Consider the following 18,732-nt stretch of genomic DNA (forward strand, 5'->3'; position numbering starts at 1 on the left):
TCAAACCCCCTTGGCCGCGGTGCGGACCAGGACGAGGCCACCGTTGGGGCCGGGGACGGCGCCCTTGATGAGCAGCAGACCCTTCTCGGCGTCAACGGCGTGGACGGTCAGGTTCTGGGTGGTCACACGCTCGTTGCCCATGCGACCAGCCATCTTCATGCCCTTGAAGACACGGCCCGGGGTGGCGCAGCCACCGATGGAACCGGGCTTGCGGTGCACGCGGTGGGCACCGTGCGAGGCCTTGCCACCACGGAAGTTGTGGCGCTTCATGACACCGGCGAAGCCCTTGCCCTTGCTCTTCGCGGTGACGTCGACCTTCACGCCGGCCTCGAAGACCTCGGCGGTGATCTCCTGGCCGAGCGTGTACTCGGAGGCGTCAGCGGTGCGGAGCTCCACCAGGTGGCGGCGCGGGGTGACGTCGGCCTTGGCGAAGTGACCCTTGAGGGGCTTGTTCACCTTGCGCGGGTCGATCTCGCCGAAGGCGATCTGGACCGACTCGTAGCCGTCGTTGTCGTTCGTGCGGACCTGGGTCACGACATTCGGACCGGCCTTGACGACGGTGACCGGGACGACCCGGTTGTTCTCGTCCCAGACCTGCGTCATGCCGAGCTTCTCGCCCAGGATGCCCTTGATGTTCTTAGCCATCTCGCGCGTCACCTCAGAGCTTGATCTCGATGTCGACGCCCGCCGGCAGGTCGAGGCGCATGAGCGAGTCAACCGTCTTCGGCGTGGGGTCGAGGATGTCGATGAGGCGCTTGTGCGTGCGCATCTCGAAGTGCTCGCGCGAGTCCTTGTACTTGTGCGGCGACTTGATGACGCAGTACACGTTCTTCTCAGTGGGCAGCGGCACCGGGCCCGCGACCGACGCACCAGTGCGGGTCACCGTCTCGACGATCTTCTTCGCCGAGGAGTCGATGACCTCGTGGTCGTAGGCCTTGAGCCGGATGCGGATCTTCTGTCCCGCCATGGCTACTAGTAGTCCTTTGTCTCGTAACGCTCTGGACCCGGGGGTTCTCACGACTCCACCTCCGACCCACGCGGTCGGGCGTGTCGCGCTCCCTCTACGCAGAAGTCCCTGAGGACTTCCCAACCAAGGGGGCACGGCGCCGAAGAACCGCGAGCCGGGGGCGGAACACCCACCGAGCGCCTGGCCGGTACCCCGCTGACGCTTCCCAGAAGATTCCCGTACGTCCGCTCCTGACGAGGAGCGACGAGTACTGTGGGACTCGCTTCCGGTCCTCCCGACGGGAGGCGCGCAGCATCGGCACTCAACCGAGCAACCCCGACAGTCTGCCATACGGGGCCATCCGGCCGCCAATCGGGATCGAAGACTGTACCCCACGTCACGTAGGTCCATGCGCGGGCGCACGCGCCGAAGCCGTGCGCCCCCGCTCCCCGGCCGTACGGCTCAGATGACGCCCTGCGCCAGCATCGCCTCCGCGACCCGCTCGAAGCCCGCGATGTTGGCCCCGGTGACGTAGTCGCCGGGCGCCCCGTACCGCTCGGCCGTCTCGTGGCAGGCGGTGTGGATCGAGGTCATGATCCCGGCGAGCTCCGCCTCCACCTTCCGCGCGCTCCAGGACGTGCGGGAGTGGTTCTGGGCCATCTCCAGGGCGCTGACGGCGACGCCGCCCGCGTTGGCGGCCTTGCCCGGACCGAAGGCGACGCCGGCCCGCTGGAACAGGTGGACCGCCTCCGCCGTGGTGGGCATGTTGGCGCCCTCGGCGACGGCCTTGACGCCGTTGCGGACCAGGGTCGCCGCGTCGTCCTCGTCGAGCTCGTTCTGCGTCGCGGACGGCAGGGCGACGTCGGCGGGGACCTCCCAGACCCGGCCGCCGGGCACGAAGCGCGCGGAGGCGCCCCGGCGCTCGGCGTAGTCGGCGACCCGGCCGCGCTCGACCTCCTTGATCCGCTTCAGCAGGTCGAGGTCGATGCCCTTGTCGTCGTACACGTAGCCGCTGGAGTCGGAGCAGGTGAGCGGGTTGGCGCCGAGGGCGAGGAGCTTCTCGATCGTATACAGCGCCACGTTGCCGGAGCCGGAGACGACGGCCGTCTGGCCCTCCAGGTCCTCGCCGCGCTCGCGGAGCATCGCCGCCGCGAAGAGCACGCTGCCGTAGCCGGTGGCCTCCGGGCGGATCGCGGAGCCGCCCCAGCCGGTGCCCTTGCCGGTGAGGACGCCGGCCTCCCAGCGGTTGGTGATCCGCCGGTACTGGCCGAAGAGGTAGCCGATCTCCCGGCCGCCGACGCCGATGTCACCGGCCGGCACGTCGGTGTGCTCGCCGAGGTGCCGGTACAGCTCGGTCATGAACGCCTGGCAGAACCGCATGACTTCGGCGTCGCTGCGGCCGCGCGGGTCGAAGTCGCTGCCGCCCTTGCCGCCGCCGATGCCGAGCCCGGTCAGGGCGTTCTTGAAGATCTGCTCGAAGCCGAGGAACTTGACGATGCCCAGGTCGACGGAGGGGTGGAAGCGCAGACCGCCCTTGTACGGGCCGAGCGCGCTGTTGAACTCGACGCGGAAGCCCCGGTTGACGTGCGTCCGGCCCCGGTCGTCCTGCCACGACACCCGGAAGACGATCTGCCGCTCGGGCTCGACGAGCCGCTCCAGGAGCCCCGGTTCGGCGAACTCGGGCCGGGCCGCGAGCACCGGGGCGAGGCTGTCGAGCACCTCGTGGACGGCCTGGTGGAACTCGGGCTGCGCCGGATTGCGCCGCTCGATCTCGGCGCGGAGGGCGTCGAGGGTGGAGCGGGCGGTCTGCGGGTCGGGTCGGTTCGGCACGTGGAACCCCCTTCTGGCACGGCTGGACGCCGGCGGAGAACCGGGTGGGAGCGCTCGGCGCCGTTGCCGCGCGCGGGGAGGGAAGGACGGCCGCTCCGGGACTCCGTCGTCCCCGCCGCCGCGCCCACTGTTACATCCATGTGAATGCAAGCACCAGTAAGCGGCTGCCGGGGTCCGCCATCCGAGACGGCCGCGGGCCCCGCCGCGTACGCCCCCGCACGACCTCCTCGTACGCGCACAACCCCTTCGCACAGATTTTCGTCTTCCAGGAGACCGCCGAGCGAAGGGCCCCGCAGTGCCGCACACCCGACCCCGCCGCCGGACGGTGCTCACCGCCGCCCTCGCCGCCACCGCGGCCGCCGCCGGGTGCTCCGTACCGGAACCGCGCCGGAGCGCGCCGACCGCCGACCCCGCGCCGGGGAAGCCGATCGCCTCGGCCCGGACCCGCCGGGCGCTCCTCCTCCAGGTCGCCGCGCACCCGGACGACGACCTGTACTTCATGAACCCGGACTCGCAGCGGCTGCTCGACGCGGGCGTCCCGCTCGTCTCGGTGTACGTGACGGCCGGCGAGCACACCGGGCGGAACCGGATCGCGGGGATGCCCGAGACGCCCCCGGACCGGGCGGCCTACTCCGCCGCCCGCCACCAGGGCCTGCGCCAGTCGTACGCGGTGGCGCTCGGTCTGCCGGTGTTCACGCCCTGGAAGCGCGGGACCCTGGCGCTCCCCGGCGGCCGGCGGGCCGAGGTCGACACGCTGGCGCACGGCGGGCGCCGGGTCGAGCTGGTCTTCCTCAACCTGCCGATGCACACCCCCCGCCGGTACACGGCCCTGCCCGCGCTCTGGGAGGACCGCGCCCTGGAGCTGCGCACCCATCTGTCGGCCGGCTCCCCCGTCACCCGGGCGGACACCTACGACTACGACGGCCTGGTCGGCGTCCTCGCCGGGCTGCTCGCCCGCTACCGGCCCACGGTGGTGCACACCCTGGACCCCGACCCGGACGTCCAGCACAGCGACGAGGCCACCCGGCGGCGGGACTCCGAGCAGCCCGGCCACTCGGACCACGGGGACCACACGGCGGTCGCCTGCTTCACCTGGGCCGCGCTGTGCCGCCGGGTCTCGGACGCGGTCCGGGACGGCGAGCCGATACCGGCGTTCACCACGGCGGCCTTCCGCGGCTACTACAACCGGCACTGGCCCAAGAACCTCCCCCCGGAGGTCCTGAAGGAGAAGGCCGCCCGGCTCGTCCCGTACGGCGGCGACCCCTCCTGGCAGTGCGGGAACCCCTCGGGCTGCGGCGACTACGGCGTCGGCGGCGACCGCCCGCTGACCAACCGCAAGGGCTGGGTCCGCTCCACCCACCACCGCTGGCCCGGCGCCCGCCCGGCCCTCGCCGAGGAACCGGACGGCCGGCTCGCCGCCTACGGGGTGCTGGGCCTGCGCGCGGTCCGCTGGCGCGAGTCGGCGCCCGGCGGCCCCTGGGGCGAGCCGGAGGACCTCGGCGGCGGCCCGCTCGCCCCCGCGCTCGGCTCCGCCGTCCTGCCCGACGGGCGGGTGCTGCTCCTCGGGGTGCGGTTCGCCGCGCTCGACGGGCACGGCGGCGCCAACCGGCGCGAGGTCGTCCTGCTCGAACAGCGCTCCCCCGGCGGCCCGTTCCTCGCCTGGCGGGGCCTGGGGAACCCGGAGCGGGGGGACGACCGGGGGCGCCGGATCGGCTCCCCGGCGGCGGTCGCGGCCCCCGACGGCCGGGTCCACCTCTTCGTGCGGAACGCGGACAAGCGCCTCGCGACCCGGATCCGGGCCGCGGACGGCTCCTGGGGCCCCTGGCACACGCTCCCCGGGGACGCCGAGGTCCAGGACGGCCCGGCCGTCTCGGTGGACACCGAGGGCCGCGTCCACGTGTACGCGGCGGGCCGGGAGTCCGTACGGCACTGGGTGGACGGGCGGGAGCGGACGGAGCGGCTGCCGCTCTCCGGGTCCGCCCTGGCGAGCGCGGACGGCGTGCTGTTCCACCGGCCCCCGGCGGACGCCCGGCTGCTCGGCCCGGCCGGCGACGCCGGTCTCGACGGGTACGGGGAGGTGTCCGCCGCGCGCTCGGCGGCGCTCGGCACGGTCCTGCTCGGCACGGACCCGCGCGGCCGGGCGGTGGTGCGGGCCGGGGGCCGGACCCGGGTCCGTACGGCGGAGGGCGGCTCGGCGGCCCCGGCCGCGCTGCACCTGGGGGCGCGGGGCGCGACCGTGGTCGGGCTGGGCGCGGACGGCCACCCCTGGAGCTGGCGCCCGTAGGGGAAACGCGAGAGGGCCCCGCACCGTGCGGTGCGGGGCCCTCCCCCTACTGCTCAGCGGCTCCTGCGAGCCACCGGGTCAGGTCGAGATCACTTGGTGATCTTGGTGACCTGGCCGGCGCCGACGGTCCGGCCACCCTCACGGATGGCGAACTTGAGGCCCTCCTCCATGGCGATGGGCTGGATCAGCTCAACGGTCATGGCGGTGTTGTCGCCCGGCATGACCATCTCGGTGCCCTCGGGGAGGGTCACGACGCCGGTCACGTCCGTGGTACGGAAGTAGAACTGCGGGCGGTAGTTGTTGAAGAACGGGGTGTGACGGCCACCCTCGTCCTTCGACAGGATGTAGGCCTGGGCCTCGAAGTCGGTGTGCGGCGTGACCGAACCCGGCTTGATGATGACCTGGCCGCGCTCGACGTCCTCGCGCTTGATGCCACGGAGGAGCAGACCGACGTTCTCACCGGCCTGGCCCTCGTCGAGCAGCTTGCGGAACATCTCGATGCCGGTGACCGTGGTGGTGGTCTTCTCGGTCTTGATGCCGATGATGTCGACGGTCTCGTTGACCTTGAGGATGCCGCGCTCGATACGACCGGTGACGACGGTGCCACGACCGGTGATCGTGAAGACGTCCTCGATCGGCATCAGGAACGGCTTGTCGACGTCACGCTCGGGCTGCGGGATGGACTCGTCCACCGCGTGCATGAGGCCGAGGAGCTTCTCGCCCCACTCCTTGTCGCCCTCGAGCGCCTTGAGCGCCGAGACGCGGACGACCGGAAGGTCGTCGCCCGGGAACTCGTACTCGGAGAGGAGCTCACGCACCTCGAGCTCGACGAGCTCCAGGATCTCCTCGTCGTCCACCATGTCGGCCTTGTTCAGGGCGACGACGATGTACGGAACGCCGACCTGGCGGGCCAGGAGCACGTGCTCCTTGGTCTGCGGCATCGGGCCGTCGGTGGCGGCGACCACGAGGATGGCGCCGTCCATCTGCGCCGCACCCGTGATCATGTTCTTGATGTAGTCCGCGTGACCGGGGCAGTCGACGTGGGCGTAGTGACGCGACTCGGTCTGGTACTCGACGTGCGCGATCGAGATGGTGATACCGCGCTGGCGCTCCTCGGGAGCCTTGTCGATCTGGTCGAAGGCCGAGGCCTCGTTCAGGTCCGGGTACGCGTCGTGCAGCACCTTGGTAATGGCGGCCGTGAGGGTCGTCTTACCGTGGTCGATGTGACCGATGGTGCCGATGTTGACGTGCGGCTTAGTCCGCTCGAACTTCGCCTTCGCCACTGGGGTCCTCCTGGAGTGGTTCTGAACGCCTTGCTTCATCGGCGCCAGGTGATCTTTGCTGGGATGCCAGTAAACCGGGGCCCGATTCCTCGGGTTGCGGGGGGCCGGGCCCCGGTGACTGGTGTCAAGCCTAAAGCGTGGACTCGGAAGAGTTACTCGCCCTTGGCCTTCGCGATGATCTCCTCGGCGACGTTCCGCGGAACCTCGGCGTAGGAGTCGAACTGCATCGAGTAGCTTGCGCGACCCGAGGTCTTGCTGCGGAGGTCTCCGACGTAGCCGAACATCTCCGAAAGCGGCACGAGGCCCTTCACGACGCGGGCGCCGCTGCGCTCCTCCATGGCCTGGATCTGGCCACGGCGGGAGTTGATGTCACCGATGACCTCGCCCATGTAGTCCTCGGGCGTGGTGACCTCGACGGACATCATGGGCTCGAGGATGACCGGCGAAGCCTTCCGCGCGGCCTCCTTGAAGGCCTGCGAACCGGCGATCTTGAACGCGAGCTCGGAGGAGTCGACCTCGTGGTAGCCACCGTCGAGAAGGATGACGCGGACGCCGGTCATCTCGTAGCCGGCCAGGATGCCGAACTGCATGGCCTCCTGCGCACCCGCGTCGACCGAAGGGATGTACTCCTTCGGGATGCGGCCACCGGTGACCTTGTTCACGAACTCGTACGAGGCGTCGCCGCCCTCGATGGGCTCGATCGCGATCTGCACCTTGGCGAACTGACCGGTACCACCGGTCTGCTTCTTGTGGGTGTAGTCCACGCGCTCGACGGTCTTGCGGATCGTCTCGCGGTACGCGACCTGCGGCTTGCCGACGTTCGCCTCGACCTTGAACTCGCGACGCATGCGGTCGACGAGGATGTCGAGGTGGAGCTCGCCCATGCCACCGATGATGGTCTGGCCGGTCTCCTCGTCCGAGTGGACCTGGAAGGAGGGGTCCTCCTCCGCGAGACGCTGGATGGCGACACCCAGCTTCTCCTGGTCACCCTTGGACTTGGGCTCGATGGCGACCTGGATGACCGGCGCCGGGAAGTCCATGGACTCCAGGATGACCGGGTTCTTGTCGTCGCACAGCGTCTCACCGGTGGTGGTCTGCTTGAGGCCCATGACGGCGACGATGTCGCCGGCGCCCACCGAGTCGATCTCCTCACGCTTGTTCGCGTGCATGCGGTAGATCTTGCCGATGCGCTCCTTCTTGCCCTTGACGGAGTTCAGCACCGCGGTGCCGGCCTCCAGGCGACCGGAGTAGATCCGGACGAAGGTGAGCTTGCCGAGGTGCGGGTCGCTCGCGATCTTGAACGCGAGGGCCGACAGCGGCTCGTCGTCGGACGGCTTGCGCCGGACGACGACCTCGGGGTCCTTGACGTCCTGGCCCTCGATGGCCTCGACGTCCAGGGGCGAGGGCAGGTAGCGGACGACCGCGTCGAGCAGGGGCTGGACGCCCTTGTTCTTGAACGCGGTGCCACAGAACACGGGGGTGACCGTGGTCTCGCCGCCCTTGCCGGAAGCGATGGTGATGCGACGGACAGCCGCGTACAGCTGCTCCTCGGTGGGCTCGACGCCCTCGAGGAAGAGCTCCATGAGCTCCTCGTCGTTCTCCGCGACGGTCTCGACCAGCTTGCCGCGGTACTCCTCGGCGAGCTCGGTGAGGTTGGCCGGGATGTCGACGACGTCGTACATCTCGCCCTTGCTGGCCTCGGCGGACCAGACGAGCGCCTTCATGCGGACCAGGTCGACGACGCCCTCGAAGTCGGCCTCGGCACCGATCGGCAGCTGCATGACGATCGGGGTGGCGCCGAGGCGGCCCACGATCATGTCGACGCAGCGCAGGAAGTCGGCACCGGTGCGGTCGAGCTTGTTGACGAAGCAGATGCGCGGAACGCCGTAGCGGTCCGCCTGGCGCCAGACGGTCTCGGACTGGGGCTCGACGCCGGCCACGCCGTCGAACACGGTGACAGCACCGTCGAGCACGCGCAGCGAACGCTCCACCTCGACGGTGAAGTCGACGTGGCCCGGCGTGTCGATGATGTTGATCGTGTGATCGACATTCTCGAGCGGCCAGTGGCAGGTCGTCGCGGCGGACGTGATCGTGATGCCGCGCTCCTGCTCCTGCTCCATCCAGTCCATCGTGGCAGCGCCGTCGTGGACTTCACCGATCTTGTACGAGACACCGGTGTAGAACAGGATCCGCTCGGTGGTGGTCGTCTTGCCCGCGTCGATGTGCGCCATGATGCCGATGTTGCGCACCTTGGCAAGGTCAAGCGAAGTGGTAGCCATATCGGCTCAGTCTTCTCTCGGTCTCGATGTGGGTTGCGACTACCAGCGGTAGTGCGCGAAGGCCTTGTTGGACTCGGCCATCTTGTGCGTGTCCTCACGCTTCTTGACGGCAGCACCGAGGCCGTTCGAGGCGTCGAGGAGCTCGTTCATGAGGCGCTCGGTCATGGTCTTCTCGCGACGGGCGCGGGAGTAACCGACGAGCCAGCGGAGGGCGAGCGTGGACGCGCGGCCCGGCTTGACCTCGATCGGCACCTGGTAGGTGGCGCCACCGACACGGCGGGACTTGACCTCGAGGGCCGGCTTGACGTTCTCCAGCGCGCGCTTCAGCGTGATGACCGGGTCCTGGCCGGTCTTCTCGCGAAGACCCTCCATGGCGCCGTACACGATGCGCTCGGCGGTGGAACGCTTGCCGTCCAGCAGGATCTTGTTGATCAGCGAGGTGACAAGAGGAGAGCTGTAGACCGGGTCGATGATGACCGGGCGCTTCGGGGCGGGGCCCTTACGAGGCATTCTTACTTCTCCTTCTTGGCGCCGTAGCGGCTGCGAGCCTGCTTACGGTTCTTGACGCCCTGCGTGTCGAGGGAACCGCGGATGATCTTGTAGCGAACACCCGGCAGGTCCTTCACACGGCCACCGCGCACGAGCACGATCGAGTGCTCCTGCAGGTTGTGACCCTCACCCGGGATGTAGGCCGTGACCTCGATGCCCGAGGTCAGACGCACACGCGCGACCTTACGGAGGGCCGAGTTCGGCTTCTTCGGGGTGGTCGTGAACACACGCGTGCAGACGCCGCGGCGCTGAGGGGAACCCTCGAGTGCGGGCGTCTTGTTCTTCTCGACCTTGTCCTGCCGGCCCTTGCGGACCAGCTGCTGGATCGTAGGCACTACTTCTCCGGTTTCTGTGTGCCGTCGGTACAACTAACCTGGAACATTCACCGACCCACGCGGTCGGGTGTGTCGAATCCCGCGGACCTCCGCCGGAAGCGGAAGGAACGGCACGGATCGCGGTGGCCGATATATGACTCGCCTTGCGGTGGAAGACACGCACGCGAGCCCAGGCACACCCCAGGCACAAGGTCTGAGCGTACCTATCGCACGGACTCCGGTCAAAACAAATGCTCACGGGCACATGATCGGGATCGGGCCCGGCGGCCCTCACGCCGCCAGGTAGCGGTGCAGGGAGCCGACGAGGGCCGCGGCGAACCCCTCCCGGGTCTCCTCCGGCACCCGGTCGAGCGAGAGGTACGGGTTGAGGTCCTCCAGCTCGACGAGGAGCAACCCGCCGTCGGGGGCGCGGCAGGCGTCGACGCGCTGGACGCCGTGGTCGAGGGTGTTCCAGTCGACGAAGCGGCGCGCGAAGGCGAGGTCGTCGGCGGTCGGCTCGTACGGCTCCAGGACCCAGCGGCGCTCGGGGTCGGGGGCGTACAGGGCGTACTGGAAGAGGTCGTCGACGAAGTAGAAGGAGACCTCGTACCGGAAGTCGACGCGCGGCTGGACGAGGACCTCGCCGTACGCGAGGCCGGCGAGCTCCTCGTACGGCAGGAAGCGCAGCCCCATGGAGTCGGCGCCGGTCCGGGGCTTGACCGCGTACGACGCGGCTCCGGGCAGGCGGTCCAGGTCCTCGGGCCGGTCGACGGTGGGGATGACGGGGTACCCGGCGACGGTGAGGTCGAGCAGGTACCGCTTGCCGGCCATGTCGCCGCGGCCGTGCAGGGGGTTGTAGACGCGGGTGCCGAGGGCGCGGGCCCGCTCGCGGAAGGCCTCGTACTCCTTCGGGTAGCCGAGCACCGGGCCGCTGTTGCGGACGACGACGGCGTCGAAGGCGTCCATGAGGGCGGCGGCGTCGAGCGGATGGCAGAGCGCCAGGTCGAAGTCCTCCCGCAGCCGGGCGGTGAGCGCCACGTCCTCGTCGCCGTAGCGCCTCCCCCGGGCCGGATAGGCGAGGTCCGTGACGTACAGCAGGCGGGGGCGGGGACGGGCGGTCACGGGGCGGCTCCTCGGTCGGGCGGGGCCGCCAACCTACCGAAGGGACCGGAACACGCCGAAGGGCGGCCACCCCGTACGAAACGGGGCGGCCGCCCTTCGGTATCAAGCGACTCGCTTACTGGTTGTACGGACCGTAGTCGTAGTCCTCCAGCGGAACGGCCTGGCCGGAGCCCGAGCCGAACGGCGAGTAGTCGATGTCGTCGTAGCCGACGGCCGAGTACATCGCGGCCTTGGCCTCTTCGGTCGGCTCGACCCGGATGTTGCGGTAGCGGGACAGACCCGTACCGGCCGGGATGAGCTTACCGATGATGACGTTCTCCTTGAGGCCGATGAGGCTGTCGGACTTGGCGTTGATCGCCGCGTCCGTCAGCACTCGGGTCGTCTCCTGGAAGGAGGCGGCCGACAGCCAGGACTCCGTCGCCAGCGAGGCCTTGGTGATGCCCATCAGCTGCGGACGGCCGGAGGCGGGGTGACCGCCCTCGGTGACCACACGACGGTTCTCGGTCTCGAACTTCGACCGCTCGACCAGCTCGCCCGGAAGCAGCTCCGCGTCGCCGGACTCGATGATCGTCACGCGGCGCAGCATCTGCCGGATGATGATCTCGATGTGCTTGTCGTGGATCGACACGCCCTGCGAGTTGTAGACCTTCTGGACTTCGCCGACCAGGTGGACCTGGACCGCGCGCTGACCGAGGATCCGGAGCACGTCGTGCGGGTTGGTGGCACCCACGGTGAGCTTCTGGCCCACCTCGACGTGGTCGCCCTCGCCCACGAGCAGACGGGCACGCTTCGAGATCGGGAACGCCGTCTCGTCGGTGCCGTCGTCCGGGGTGACGACGATCTTCTTGGTCTTCTCGGTCTCCTCGATGCGGACGCGGCCGGCCGCCTCCGAGATCGGGGCGACACCCTTCGGCTGCCGGGCCTCGAAGAGCTCGACGACACGGGGCAGACCCTGGGTGATGTCGTCACCGGCCACACCACCGGTGTGGAAGGTACGCATCGTCAGCTGGGTACCGGGCTCACCGATGGACTGGGCGGCGATGATGCCGACCGCCTCGCCGATGTCGACGAGCTTGCCGGTGGCGAGCGAACGGCCGTAGCAGAACGCACAGGTGCCGACGGCGGACTCGCAGGTCAGGACCGAACGGGTCTTGACCTCCTCGACGCCCGCGTTGACCAGGGCGTCGATGAGCACGTCGCCCAGGTCGACGTTGGCCGGCGCGATGACCTTGCCGTCCACGACGACGTCCTCGGCGAGCATCCGCGCGTACACGGAGGTCTCGACGTCCTCGGTCTTGCGCAGGACACCCGTCTCGTCCTTCGCCGCGATCCGCAGCTTCAGACCGCGCTCGGTGCCGCAGTCCTCCTCGCGGATGATGACGTCCTGCGAGACGTCCACCAGACGACGGGTCAGGTAACCCGAGTCGGCGGTACGCAGGGCGGTGTCGGCGAGACCCTTACGGGCACCGTGCGTCGAGATGAAGTACTCGAGGACGGAGAGGCCCTCGCGGAAGGACGCCTTGATGGGACGCGGGATGGTCTCGTTCTTCGCGTTCGACACCAGACCGCGCATACCCGCGATCTGCCGCATCTGCATCATGTTTCCTCGGGCGCCCGAGTCGACCATCATGAAGATGGGGTTGGTCTTGGGGAAGTTCGCGTTCATCGCCTCGGCGACCTCGTTGGTCGCCTTGGTCCAGATCGCGATGAGCTCCTGCGTGCGCTCTTCCTTGGTGATCAGACCGCGCTCGTACTGCTTCTGGACCTTCTCGTCCTGCGCCTCGTACCCGGCGACGATCTCCTTCTTCGCCTCGGGGACGACGACGTCGGAGATGGCCACGGTGACGCCGGAGCGGGTCGCCCAGAAGAAGCCGGACGCCTTCAGGTTGTCGAGCGTCGCCGCCACGATGACCTTGGGGTAGCGCTCGGCCAGGTCGTTGACGATCTCGGAGAGCTGCTTCTTGCCCACCGAGTAGTCGACGAACGGGTAGTCCTCGGGCAGCAGCTCGTTGAAGAGCGCGCGACCCAGGGTGGTGCGCAGGCGGAACGAGTCCCCCTGCTGCCACTCGGGCTCGCCCTCCTCGCGCGCCGGCGGGGTCCAGCCGCGCGGCGGGATGGTGCCCACCGGGAAGCGGATGTCGATCGGCGACTGCAGCGCGAGCTCGCCGGCGTCGAACGCCATGATCGCCTCGGCCGTGGAGCCGAACGCGCGGCCCTCGCCCTTGGTGTCACGGAGCTCGCCGTCGGTGGTCAGGAAGAACAGACCGAGGACCATGTCCTGGGTCGGCATCGTGACCGGACGGCCGTCGGCCGGCTTGAGGATGTTGTTCGAGGACAGCATCAGGATGCGGGCCTCGGCCTGCGCCTCCGCGGAGAGCGGCAGGTGGACGGCCATCTGGTCACCGTCGAAGTCCGCGTTGAACGCGGTGCAGACGAGCGGGTGGATCTGGATGGCCTTGCCCTCGACCAGCTGCGGCTCGAAGGCCTGGATGCCGAGGCGGTGCAGCGTGGGCGCACGGTTCAGCAGGACCGGGTGCTCGGCGATGACCTCTTCGAGGACGTCGTACACGACCGTGCGGCCGCGCTCGACCATCCGCTTGGCGCTCTTGATGTTCTGCGCGTGGTTCAGGTCGACCAGGCGCTTCATCACGAACGGCTTGAAGAGCTCCAGCGCCATGGCCTTCGGCAGACCGCACTGGTGCAGCTTGAGCTGCGGGCCGACGACGATGACGGAACGGGCCGAGTAGTCGACTCGCTTGCCGAGCAGGTTCTGACGGAAACGACCCTGCTTGCCCTTCAGCATGTCGCTGAGGGACTTCAGCGGACGGTTGCCGGGGCCCGTCACCGGGCGACCGCGACGGCCGTTGTCGAAGAGGGCGTCGACCGCCTCCTGGAGCATCCGCTTCTCGTTGTTCACGATGATCTCGGGCGCGCCGAGGTCGAGAAGCCGCTTCAGGCGGTTGTTGCGGTTGATCACGCGGCGGTACAGGTCGTTCAGGTCGGAGGTCGCGAAGCGGCCACCGTCCAGCTGCACCATCGGACGCAGGTCCGGCGGGATGACCGGCACGCAGTCGAGAACCATGCCCTTGGGGCTGTTCGCGGTCTGCAGGAACGCCGAGACGACCTTGAGGCGCTTGAGCGCACGGGTCTTCTTCTGGCCCTTGCCGGTGCGGATGATCTCGCGGAGGCGCTCGGCCTCCTCCTCCAGGTCGAAGGACTCCAGGCGCTTCTGCAGCGCCGCGGCGCCCATCGAGCCGTCGAAGTACGTGCCGAAGCGGTCACGCAGCTCGCGGTAGAGGAGCTCGTCGCCCTCCAGGTCCTGGACCTTGAGGTTCTTGAAGCGCGACCAGACCTCGTCCAGACGGTCGATCTCGCGCTGCGCGCGGTCGCGCAGCTGCTTCATCTCGCGCTCGGCACCCTCGCGCACCTTGCGGCGCACGTCGGCCTTGGCGCCCTCGGCCTCCAGCTCGCCCAGGTCGTTCTCGAGCTTCTTGGCGCGGGCCTCCAGGTCGGAGTCGCGACGGTTCTCGATCTGCTGGCGCTCGACGGAGACGTGCGCCTCCAGGGAGGGCAGGTCACGCGTACGGCGCTCGTCGTCGACGTACGTGATCATGTACGCCGCGAAGTAGATGACCTTCTCCAGGTCCTTCGGGGCGAGGTCGAGCAGGTATCCGAGGCGCGACGGGACGCCCTTGAAGTACCAGATGTGGGTGACGGGAGCGGCGAGCTCGATGTGGCCCATCCGCTCGCGGCGCACCTTGGCGCGGGTGACCTCGACGCCACACCGTTCACAGATGATGCCCTTGAAGCGGACACGCTTGTACTTGCCGCAGTAGCACTCCCAGTCCCGGGTCGGACCGAAGATCTTCTCGCAGAAGAGTCCGTCCTTCTCGGGCTTGAGCGTGCGGTAGTTGATGGTCTCCGGCTTCTTGACCTCGCCGTGGCTCCACTGACGGATGTCGTCAGCGGTGGCCAGACCGATCCGGAGCTCGTCGAAGAAGTTGACGTCGAGCACTATGCGTCAATCCCTCTCAGGGTTGTAAGGCTGTGGGTCTGATACGGGGGTCCTGGGGCCGGCGGGAGGACCTTGACGGGTCCCCCCGGCCGGACTCCCGTCAGACCTCTTCGACGCTGCTCGGCTCGCGCCGGGACAGGTCGATGCCGAGCTCCTCCGCTGCGCGGAAGACGTCCTCGTCGGTGTCGCGCATCTCGATGGACATGCCGTCCGAGGACAGCACCTCCACGTTGAGGCACAGGGACTGCATCTCCTTGATGAGCACCTTGAAGGACTCGGGGATGCCGGGCTCAGGGATGTTCTCGCCCTTGACGATGGCCTCGTAGACCTTCACGCGGCCGGTCACGTCGTCGGACTTGATCGTCAGCAGCTCCTGGAGGGCGTACGCGGCGCCGTACGCCTCCAGCGCCCACACCTCCATCTCACCGAAGCGCTGGCCACCGAACTGGGCCTTACCACCCAGCGGCTGCTGGGTGATCATCGAGTACGGGCCGGTCGAACGGGCGTGGAGCTTGTCGTCGACCAGGTGGTGGAGCTTGAGGATGTACATGTACCCGACGGAGATCGGGTCCGGGAACGGCTCGCCGGAGCGGCCGTCGAACAGCCTCGCCTTGCCGGTCGGGAGCACCATGCGCTCGCCGTCGCGGTTCGGGATGGTGTGGTTGAGCAGACCCGCGAGCTCGTCCTCGCGCGCACCGTCGAAGACCGGGGTCGCGACGTTGGTGCCGGGGGCGACCTGGTCGGCGCCGATCGCCTGGAGGCGCTGCGCCCACTCGTCCGCGAGGCCGGAGACGTCCCAGCCGCGGCTGGCGAGCCAGCCGAGGTGGATCTCCAGGACCTGTCCCGGGTTCATTCGGGACGGGACGCCGAGGGGGTTGAGGATGATGTCGACCGGGGTGCCGTCCTCCAGGAACGGCATGTCCTCGATCGGCAGGATCTTCGAGATGACGCCCTTGTTGCCGTGACGGCCGGCGAGCTTGTCACCGTCGGTGATCTTGCGCTTCTGGGCGACGTAGACGCGGACCAGCTGGTTCACGCCCGGGGGAAGCTCGTCGCCCTCCTCGCGGTCGAAGACGCGCACGCCGATGATCTTGCCGATCTCGCCGTGGGGCACCTTCAGGGAGGTGTCGCGGACCTCGCGCGCCTTCTCGCCGAAGATCGCGCGGAGCAGGCGCTCCTCCGGGGTCAGCTCGGTCTCGCCCTTGGGCGTGACCTTGCCGACCAGGATGTCGCCGGCGACGACCTCGGCACCGATGCGGATGATGCCGCGCTCGTCGAGGTCGGCGAGGACCTCCTCGGAGACGTTCGGGATGTCCCGGGTGATCTCCTCGGGGCCCAGCTTGGTGTCACGGGCGTCGACCTCGTGCTCCTCGATGTGGATCGAGGAGAGGACGTCGTCCTGCACGAGGCGCTGCGACAGGATGATCGCGTCCTCGTAGTTGTGGCCCTCCCACGGCATGAACGCCACGAGCAGGTTCTTGCCGAGCGCCATCTCGCCGTCTTCGGTGGCGGGGCCGTCGGCGAGGACCTGGCCCTCGATGACGCGGTCGCCCTCGTCCACGACGACCTTCTGGTTCACCGAGGTGCCCTGGTTCGAGCGGGAGAACTTGTGCAGGCGGTACGTGATGTACGTGCCGTCGTCGTTGGCGACCGTGATGTAGTCGGCCGACAGCTCCTGGACGACGCCGTCCTTCTCGGCCTTGAGCACGTCGCCGGCGTCGGTGGCGCAGCGGTACTCCATGCCGGTGCCGACGAGCGGGGCCTCGGACTTGATGAGCGGCACGGCCTGCCGCATCATGTTCGCGCCCATGAGGGCACGGTTGGCGTCGTCGTGCTCCAGGAAGGGGATCATGGCGGTCGCGACCGACACCATCTGGCGCGGCGAGACGTCCATGTAGTCCACGTCCGACGGCTCGACGTAGTCGACCTCGCCGCCGCGCTTGCGGACCAGGACGCGGTTCTCGGAGAAGCGCAGCTCGTCGTCGAGCGCGGCGTTGGCCTGCGCGATGACGAAGCGGTCCTCCTCGTCGGCGGTGACGTAGTCGACCTCGTCGGTGACCTGGCCATCGACGACCTTGCGGTACGGCGTCTCGATGAAGCCGAACGCGTTGACGCGGCCGTACGAGGCGAGCGAACCGATCAGACCGATGTTCGGGCCTTCGGGGGTCTCGATCGGGCACATGCGTCCGTAGTGGGACGGGTGCACGTCTCGGACCTCGAAGCCGGCCCGCTCACGGGACAGACCACCCGGGCCGAGGGCCGAGAGACGACGCTTGTGCGTCAGGCCCGACAGCGGGTTGTTCTGGTCCATGAACTGCGACAGCTGGCTGGTGCCGAAGAACTCCTTGATGGAGGCGACGACCGGCCGGATGTTGATCAGGGTCTGCGGCGTGATCGCCTCGACGTCCTGGGTGGTCATCCGCTCGCGGACGACGCGCTCCATCCGGGCCAGACCCGTGCGGACCTGGTTCTGGATGAGCTCGCCGACGTTGCGCAGACGACGGTTGCCGAAGTGGTCGATGTCGTCGGTCTCGACGACGATCTCGTTGCCGTTCTCGCCGATCGTCTCGGTCTCGCCCGCGTGGAGCTTCACGAGGTACTTGATCGTGGCGATGACGTCGTCGGTGGTGAGCACGCCGGCGTCCAGCGGCTCGTCCGCGCCGAGCTTCTTGTTCACCTTGTAGCGGCCGACCTTCGCGAGGTCGTAGCGCTTCGGGTTGAAGTAGAGGTTCTCGAGCAGCGTCTGAGCGGCCTCACGGGTCGGCGGCTCGCCCGGACGGAGCTTGCGGTAGATGTCGAGCAGCGCGTCGTCCTGGCCCTGGGTGTGGTCCTTCTCCAGGGTGGCGCGCATGGACTCGTACTCGCCGAACTCCTGGAGGATCTGCTCGGTGGTCCAGCCGAGGGCCTTCAGGAGGACGGTGACGGACTGCTTGCGCTTGCGGTCGATGCGGACACCGACCAGGTCGCGCTTGTCGATCTCCATCTCCAGCCAGGCACCCCGGGACGGGATGATCTTGGCGGAGAAGATGTCCTTGTCGGACGTCTTGTCGATCGAGGAGTCGAAGTAGACGCCCGGCGAACGGACCAGCTGCGACACCACGACACGCTCGGTGCCGTTGATGACGAAGGTGCCCTTGTTGGTCATGAGCGGGAAGTCGCCCATGAAGACCGTCTGGGACTTGATCTCGCCGGTCTCGTTGTTGGTGAACTCGGCGGTGACGAAGAGCGGGGCGCCGTACGTGAAGTCACGGTCCTTGCACTCGTCGATCGAGTTCTTCGGCGGCTCGAAGCGGTGGTCGCGGAAGGTCAGCGACATCGACCCGGAGAAGTCCTCGATCGGGGAGATCTCCTCGAAGATCTCCTCCAGACCGGACTTCGTGGGGACGTCCTGTCCCGACTCAAGGGCAGCCTCGACGCGAGCCTTCCAGGCGGCGTTGCCGAGCAGCCAGTCAAAGCTCTCGGTCTGCAGCGCGAGGAGGTTCGGAACCTCGAGGGGCTCCTTGATCTTTGCAAAGGAGATGCGCAGCGGGGCGGTGCTTGCGCCGTTGTTCGTATTGGTCGAGGCGTTGCGCGAGGCGGCCAAGAGGGGGTCCTTCCGAGGGCTCGGACTCACTACGCGCGTACCGGTCCCCAGCAGAGCTCCAGGGCAGACGTTTCCTGAAATGACCGAAAGGCCAGGTCAGAAGGGGTCGGCCGATGAAGCGGATGCGAAGGTATGCCCCTGGTGACGGGCAGGGGGCAGCTAACAGGCAGCGCAAAGGGTCAGTGTAGCCACTTGGCTCACTGATGTCCAGGGCGAGTTCTTCGCGACCCTCGTTGCTCTCAACTCCGCGCTACTTCGCGCCGTGCGGCGCACCTCGATACTGCCCGTTCCGTCGTCGATCCATGCCTCGGATACGGATCGTTGTGACGACGCGTCCTGAGAATTGCGCGCTGCGTGCGGTTCGTCAAGGGGCCCCGCTCCGCGGGACGCACGGCGAAGATCACCATACTCCGCTTCCGACGGCCCCCGGGACGCCCGCCACGCCCGTGTCCGGGAACGCCGAAAGGCGACCACCCATGTGGATGATCGCCCTTCGGTGCTCCCGCGTTACACGGGAGCAGGAGTCA

The 18,732-nt window shown here is 68.6% G+C and carries 11 protein-coding genes; 1 reads left to right on the forward strand and 10 read right to left on the reverse strand.

Annotation, left to right across the window (positions count from 1 at the left end; translation table 11 throughout):
• The 3 genes from rplC to gdhA form a co-directional block, all read right to left on the reverse strand.
• A complete protein-coding gene (gene rplC / locus ACIQD7_RS18735) occupies positions 1-645 on the reverse strand; it encodes a 50S ribosomal protein L3 (RefSeq protein ID WP_053646256.1) in 645 nt (214 codons plus the stop codon).
• A 13-nt stretch (positions 646-658) separates the two neighbouring features.
• The gene (gene rpsJ, locus ACIQD7_RS18740) at positions 659-967 is read right to left on the reverse strand and encodes a 30S ribosomal protein S10 (RefSeq protein WP_003948644.1); all 309 of its coding nucleotides are present in this window, start codon (positions 965-967) and stop codon (positions 659-661) included.
• Between the two features lie 441 nt (positions 968-1,408).
• The gene (gdhA, locus tag ACIQD7_RS18745; RefSeq protein ID WP_121833686.1) at positions 1,409-2,776 is read right to left on the reverse strand and encodes an NADP-specific glutamate dehydrogenase; all 1,368 of its coding nucleotides are present in this window, start codon (positions 2,774-2,776) and stop codon (positions 1,409-1,411) included.
• Between the two features lie 295 nt (positions 2,777-3,071).
• Between gdhA and ACIQD7_RS18750 the strand changes: the two genes are divergently transcribed.
• Entirely contained in the window at positions 3,072-5,060 is a 1,989-nt protein-coding gene (locus ACIQD7_RS18750) for a PIG-L family deacetylase (protein WP_402442790.1), read from the forward strand.
• 89 nt (positions 5,061-5,149) lie between these two features.
• On the opposite strand, the gene tuf is transcribed toward ACIQD7_RS18750, so the two are convergent.
• The 7 genes from tuf to rpoB form a co-directional block, all read right to left on the reverse strand.
• Positions 5,150-6,343, reverse strand: coding sequence for an elongation factor Tu (tuf, locus tag ACIQD7_RS18755; RefSeq protein ID WP_121833786.1), 1,194 nt, complete (start codon positions 6,341-6,343; stop codon positions 5,150-5,152).
• 152 nt (positions 6,344-6,495) lie between these two features.
• Entirely contained in the window at positions 6,496-8,622 is a 2,127-nt protein-coding gene (gene fusA / locus ACIQD7_RS18760; protein ID WP_053646178.1) for an elongation factor G, read from the reverse strand.
• Between the two features lie 39 nt (positions 8,623-8,661).
• The gene (gene rpsG / locus ACIQD7_RS18765; protein WP_015035567.1) at positions 8,662-9,132 is read right to left on the reverse strand and encodes a 30S ribosomal protein S7; all 471 of its coding nucleotides are present in this window, start codon (positions 9,130-9,132) and stop codon (positions 8,662-8,664) included.
• A gap of 2 nt (positions 9,133-9,134) precedes the next feature.
• Positions 9,135-9,506 carry a 30S ribosomal protein S12 gene (gene rpsL, locus ACIQD7_RS18770; RefSeq protein ID WP_003948652.1) on the reverse strand — a complete coding sequence of 124 codons (372 nt, stop codon included), beginning with the start codon at positions 9,504-9,506 and terminating at the stop codon, positions 9,135-9,137.
• Between the two features lie 270 nt (positions 9,507-9,776).
• Positions 9,777-10,607 (reverse strand): hypothetical protein, encoded by an 831-nt coding sequence (locus ACIQD7_RS18775; protein ID WP_402442792.1) that lies wholly within the window; start codon positions 10,605-10,607, stop codon positions 9,777-9,779.
• Between the two features lie 115 nt (positions 10,608-10,722).
• Positions 10,723-14,622 carry a DNA-directed RNA polymerase subunit beta' gene (locus tag ACIQD7_RS18780; protein ID WP_391052074.1) on the reverse strand — a complete coding sequence of 1,300 codons (3,900 nt, stop codon included), beginning with the start codon at positions 14,620-14,622 and terminating at the stop codon, positions 10,723-10,725.
• 100 nt (positions 14,623-14,722) lie between these two features.
• Positions 14,723-18,205, reverse strand: coding sequence for a DNA-directed RNA polymerase subunit beta (gene rpoB / locus ACIQD7_RS18785; protein ID WP_121831422.1), 3,483 nt, complete (start codon positions 18,203-18,205; stop codon positions 14,723-14,725).
• Positions 18,206-18,732 lie beyond the last annotated feature (527 nt).

Origin of the sequence: Streptomyces sp. NPDC093071 (genome assembly GCF_044754545.1) — a bacterium.
Lineage (GTDB): Bacteria > Actinomycetota > Actinomycetes > Streptomycetales > Streptomycetaceae > Streptomyces.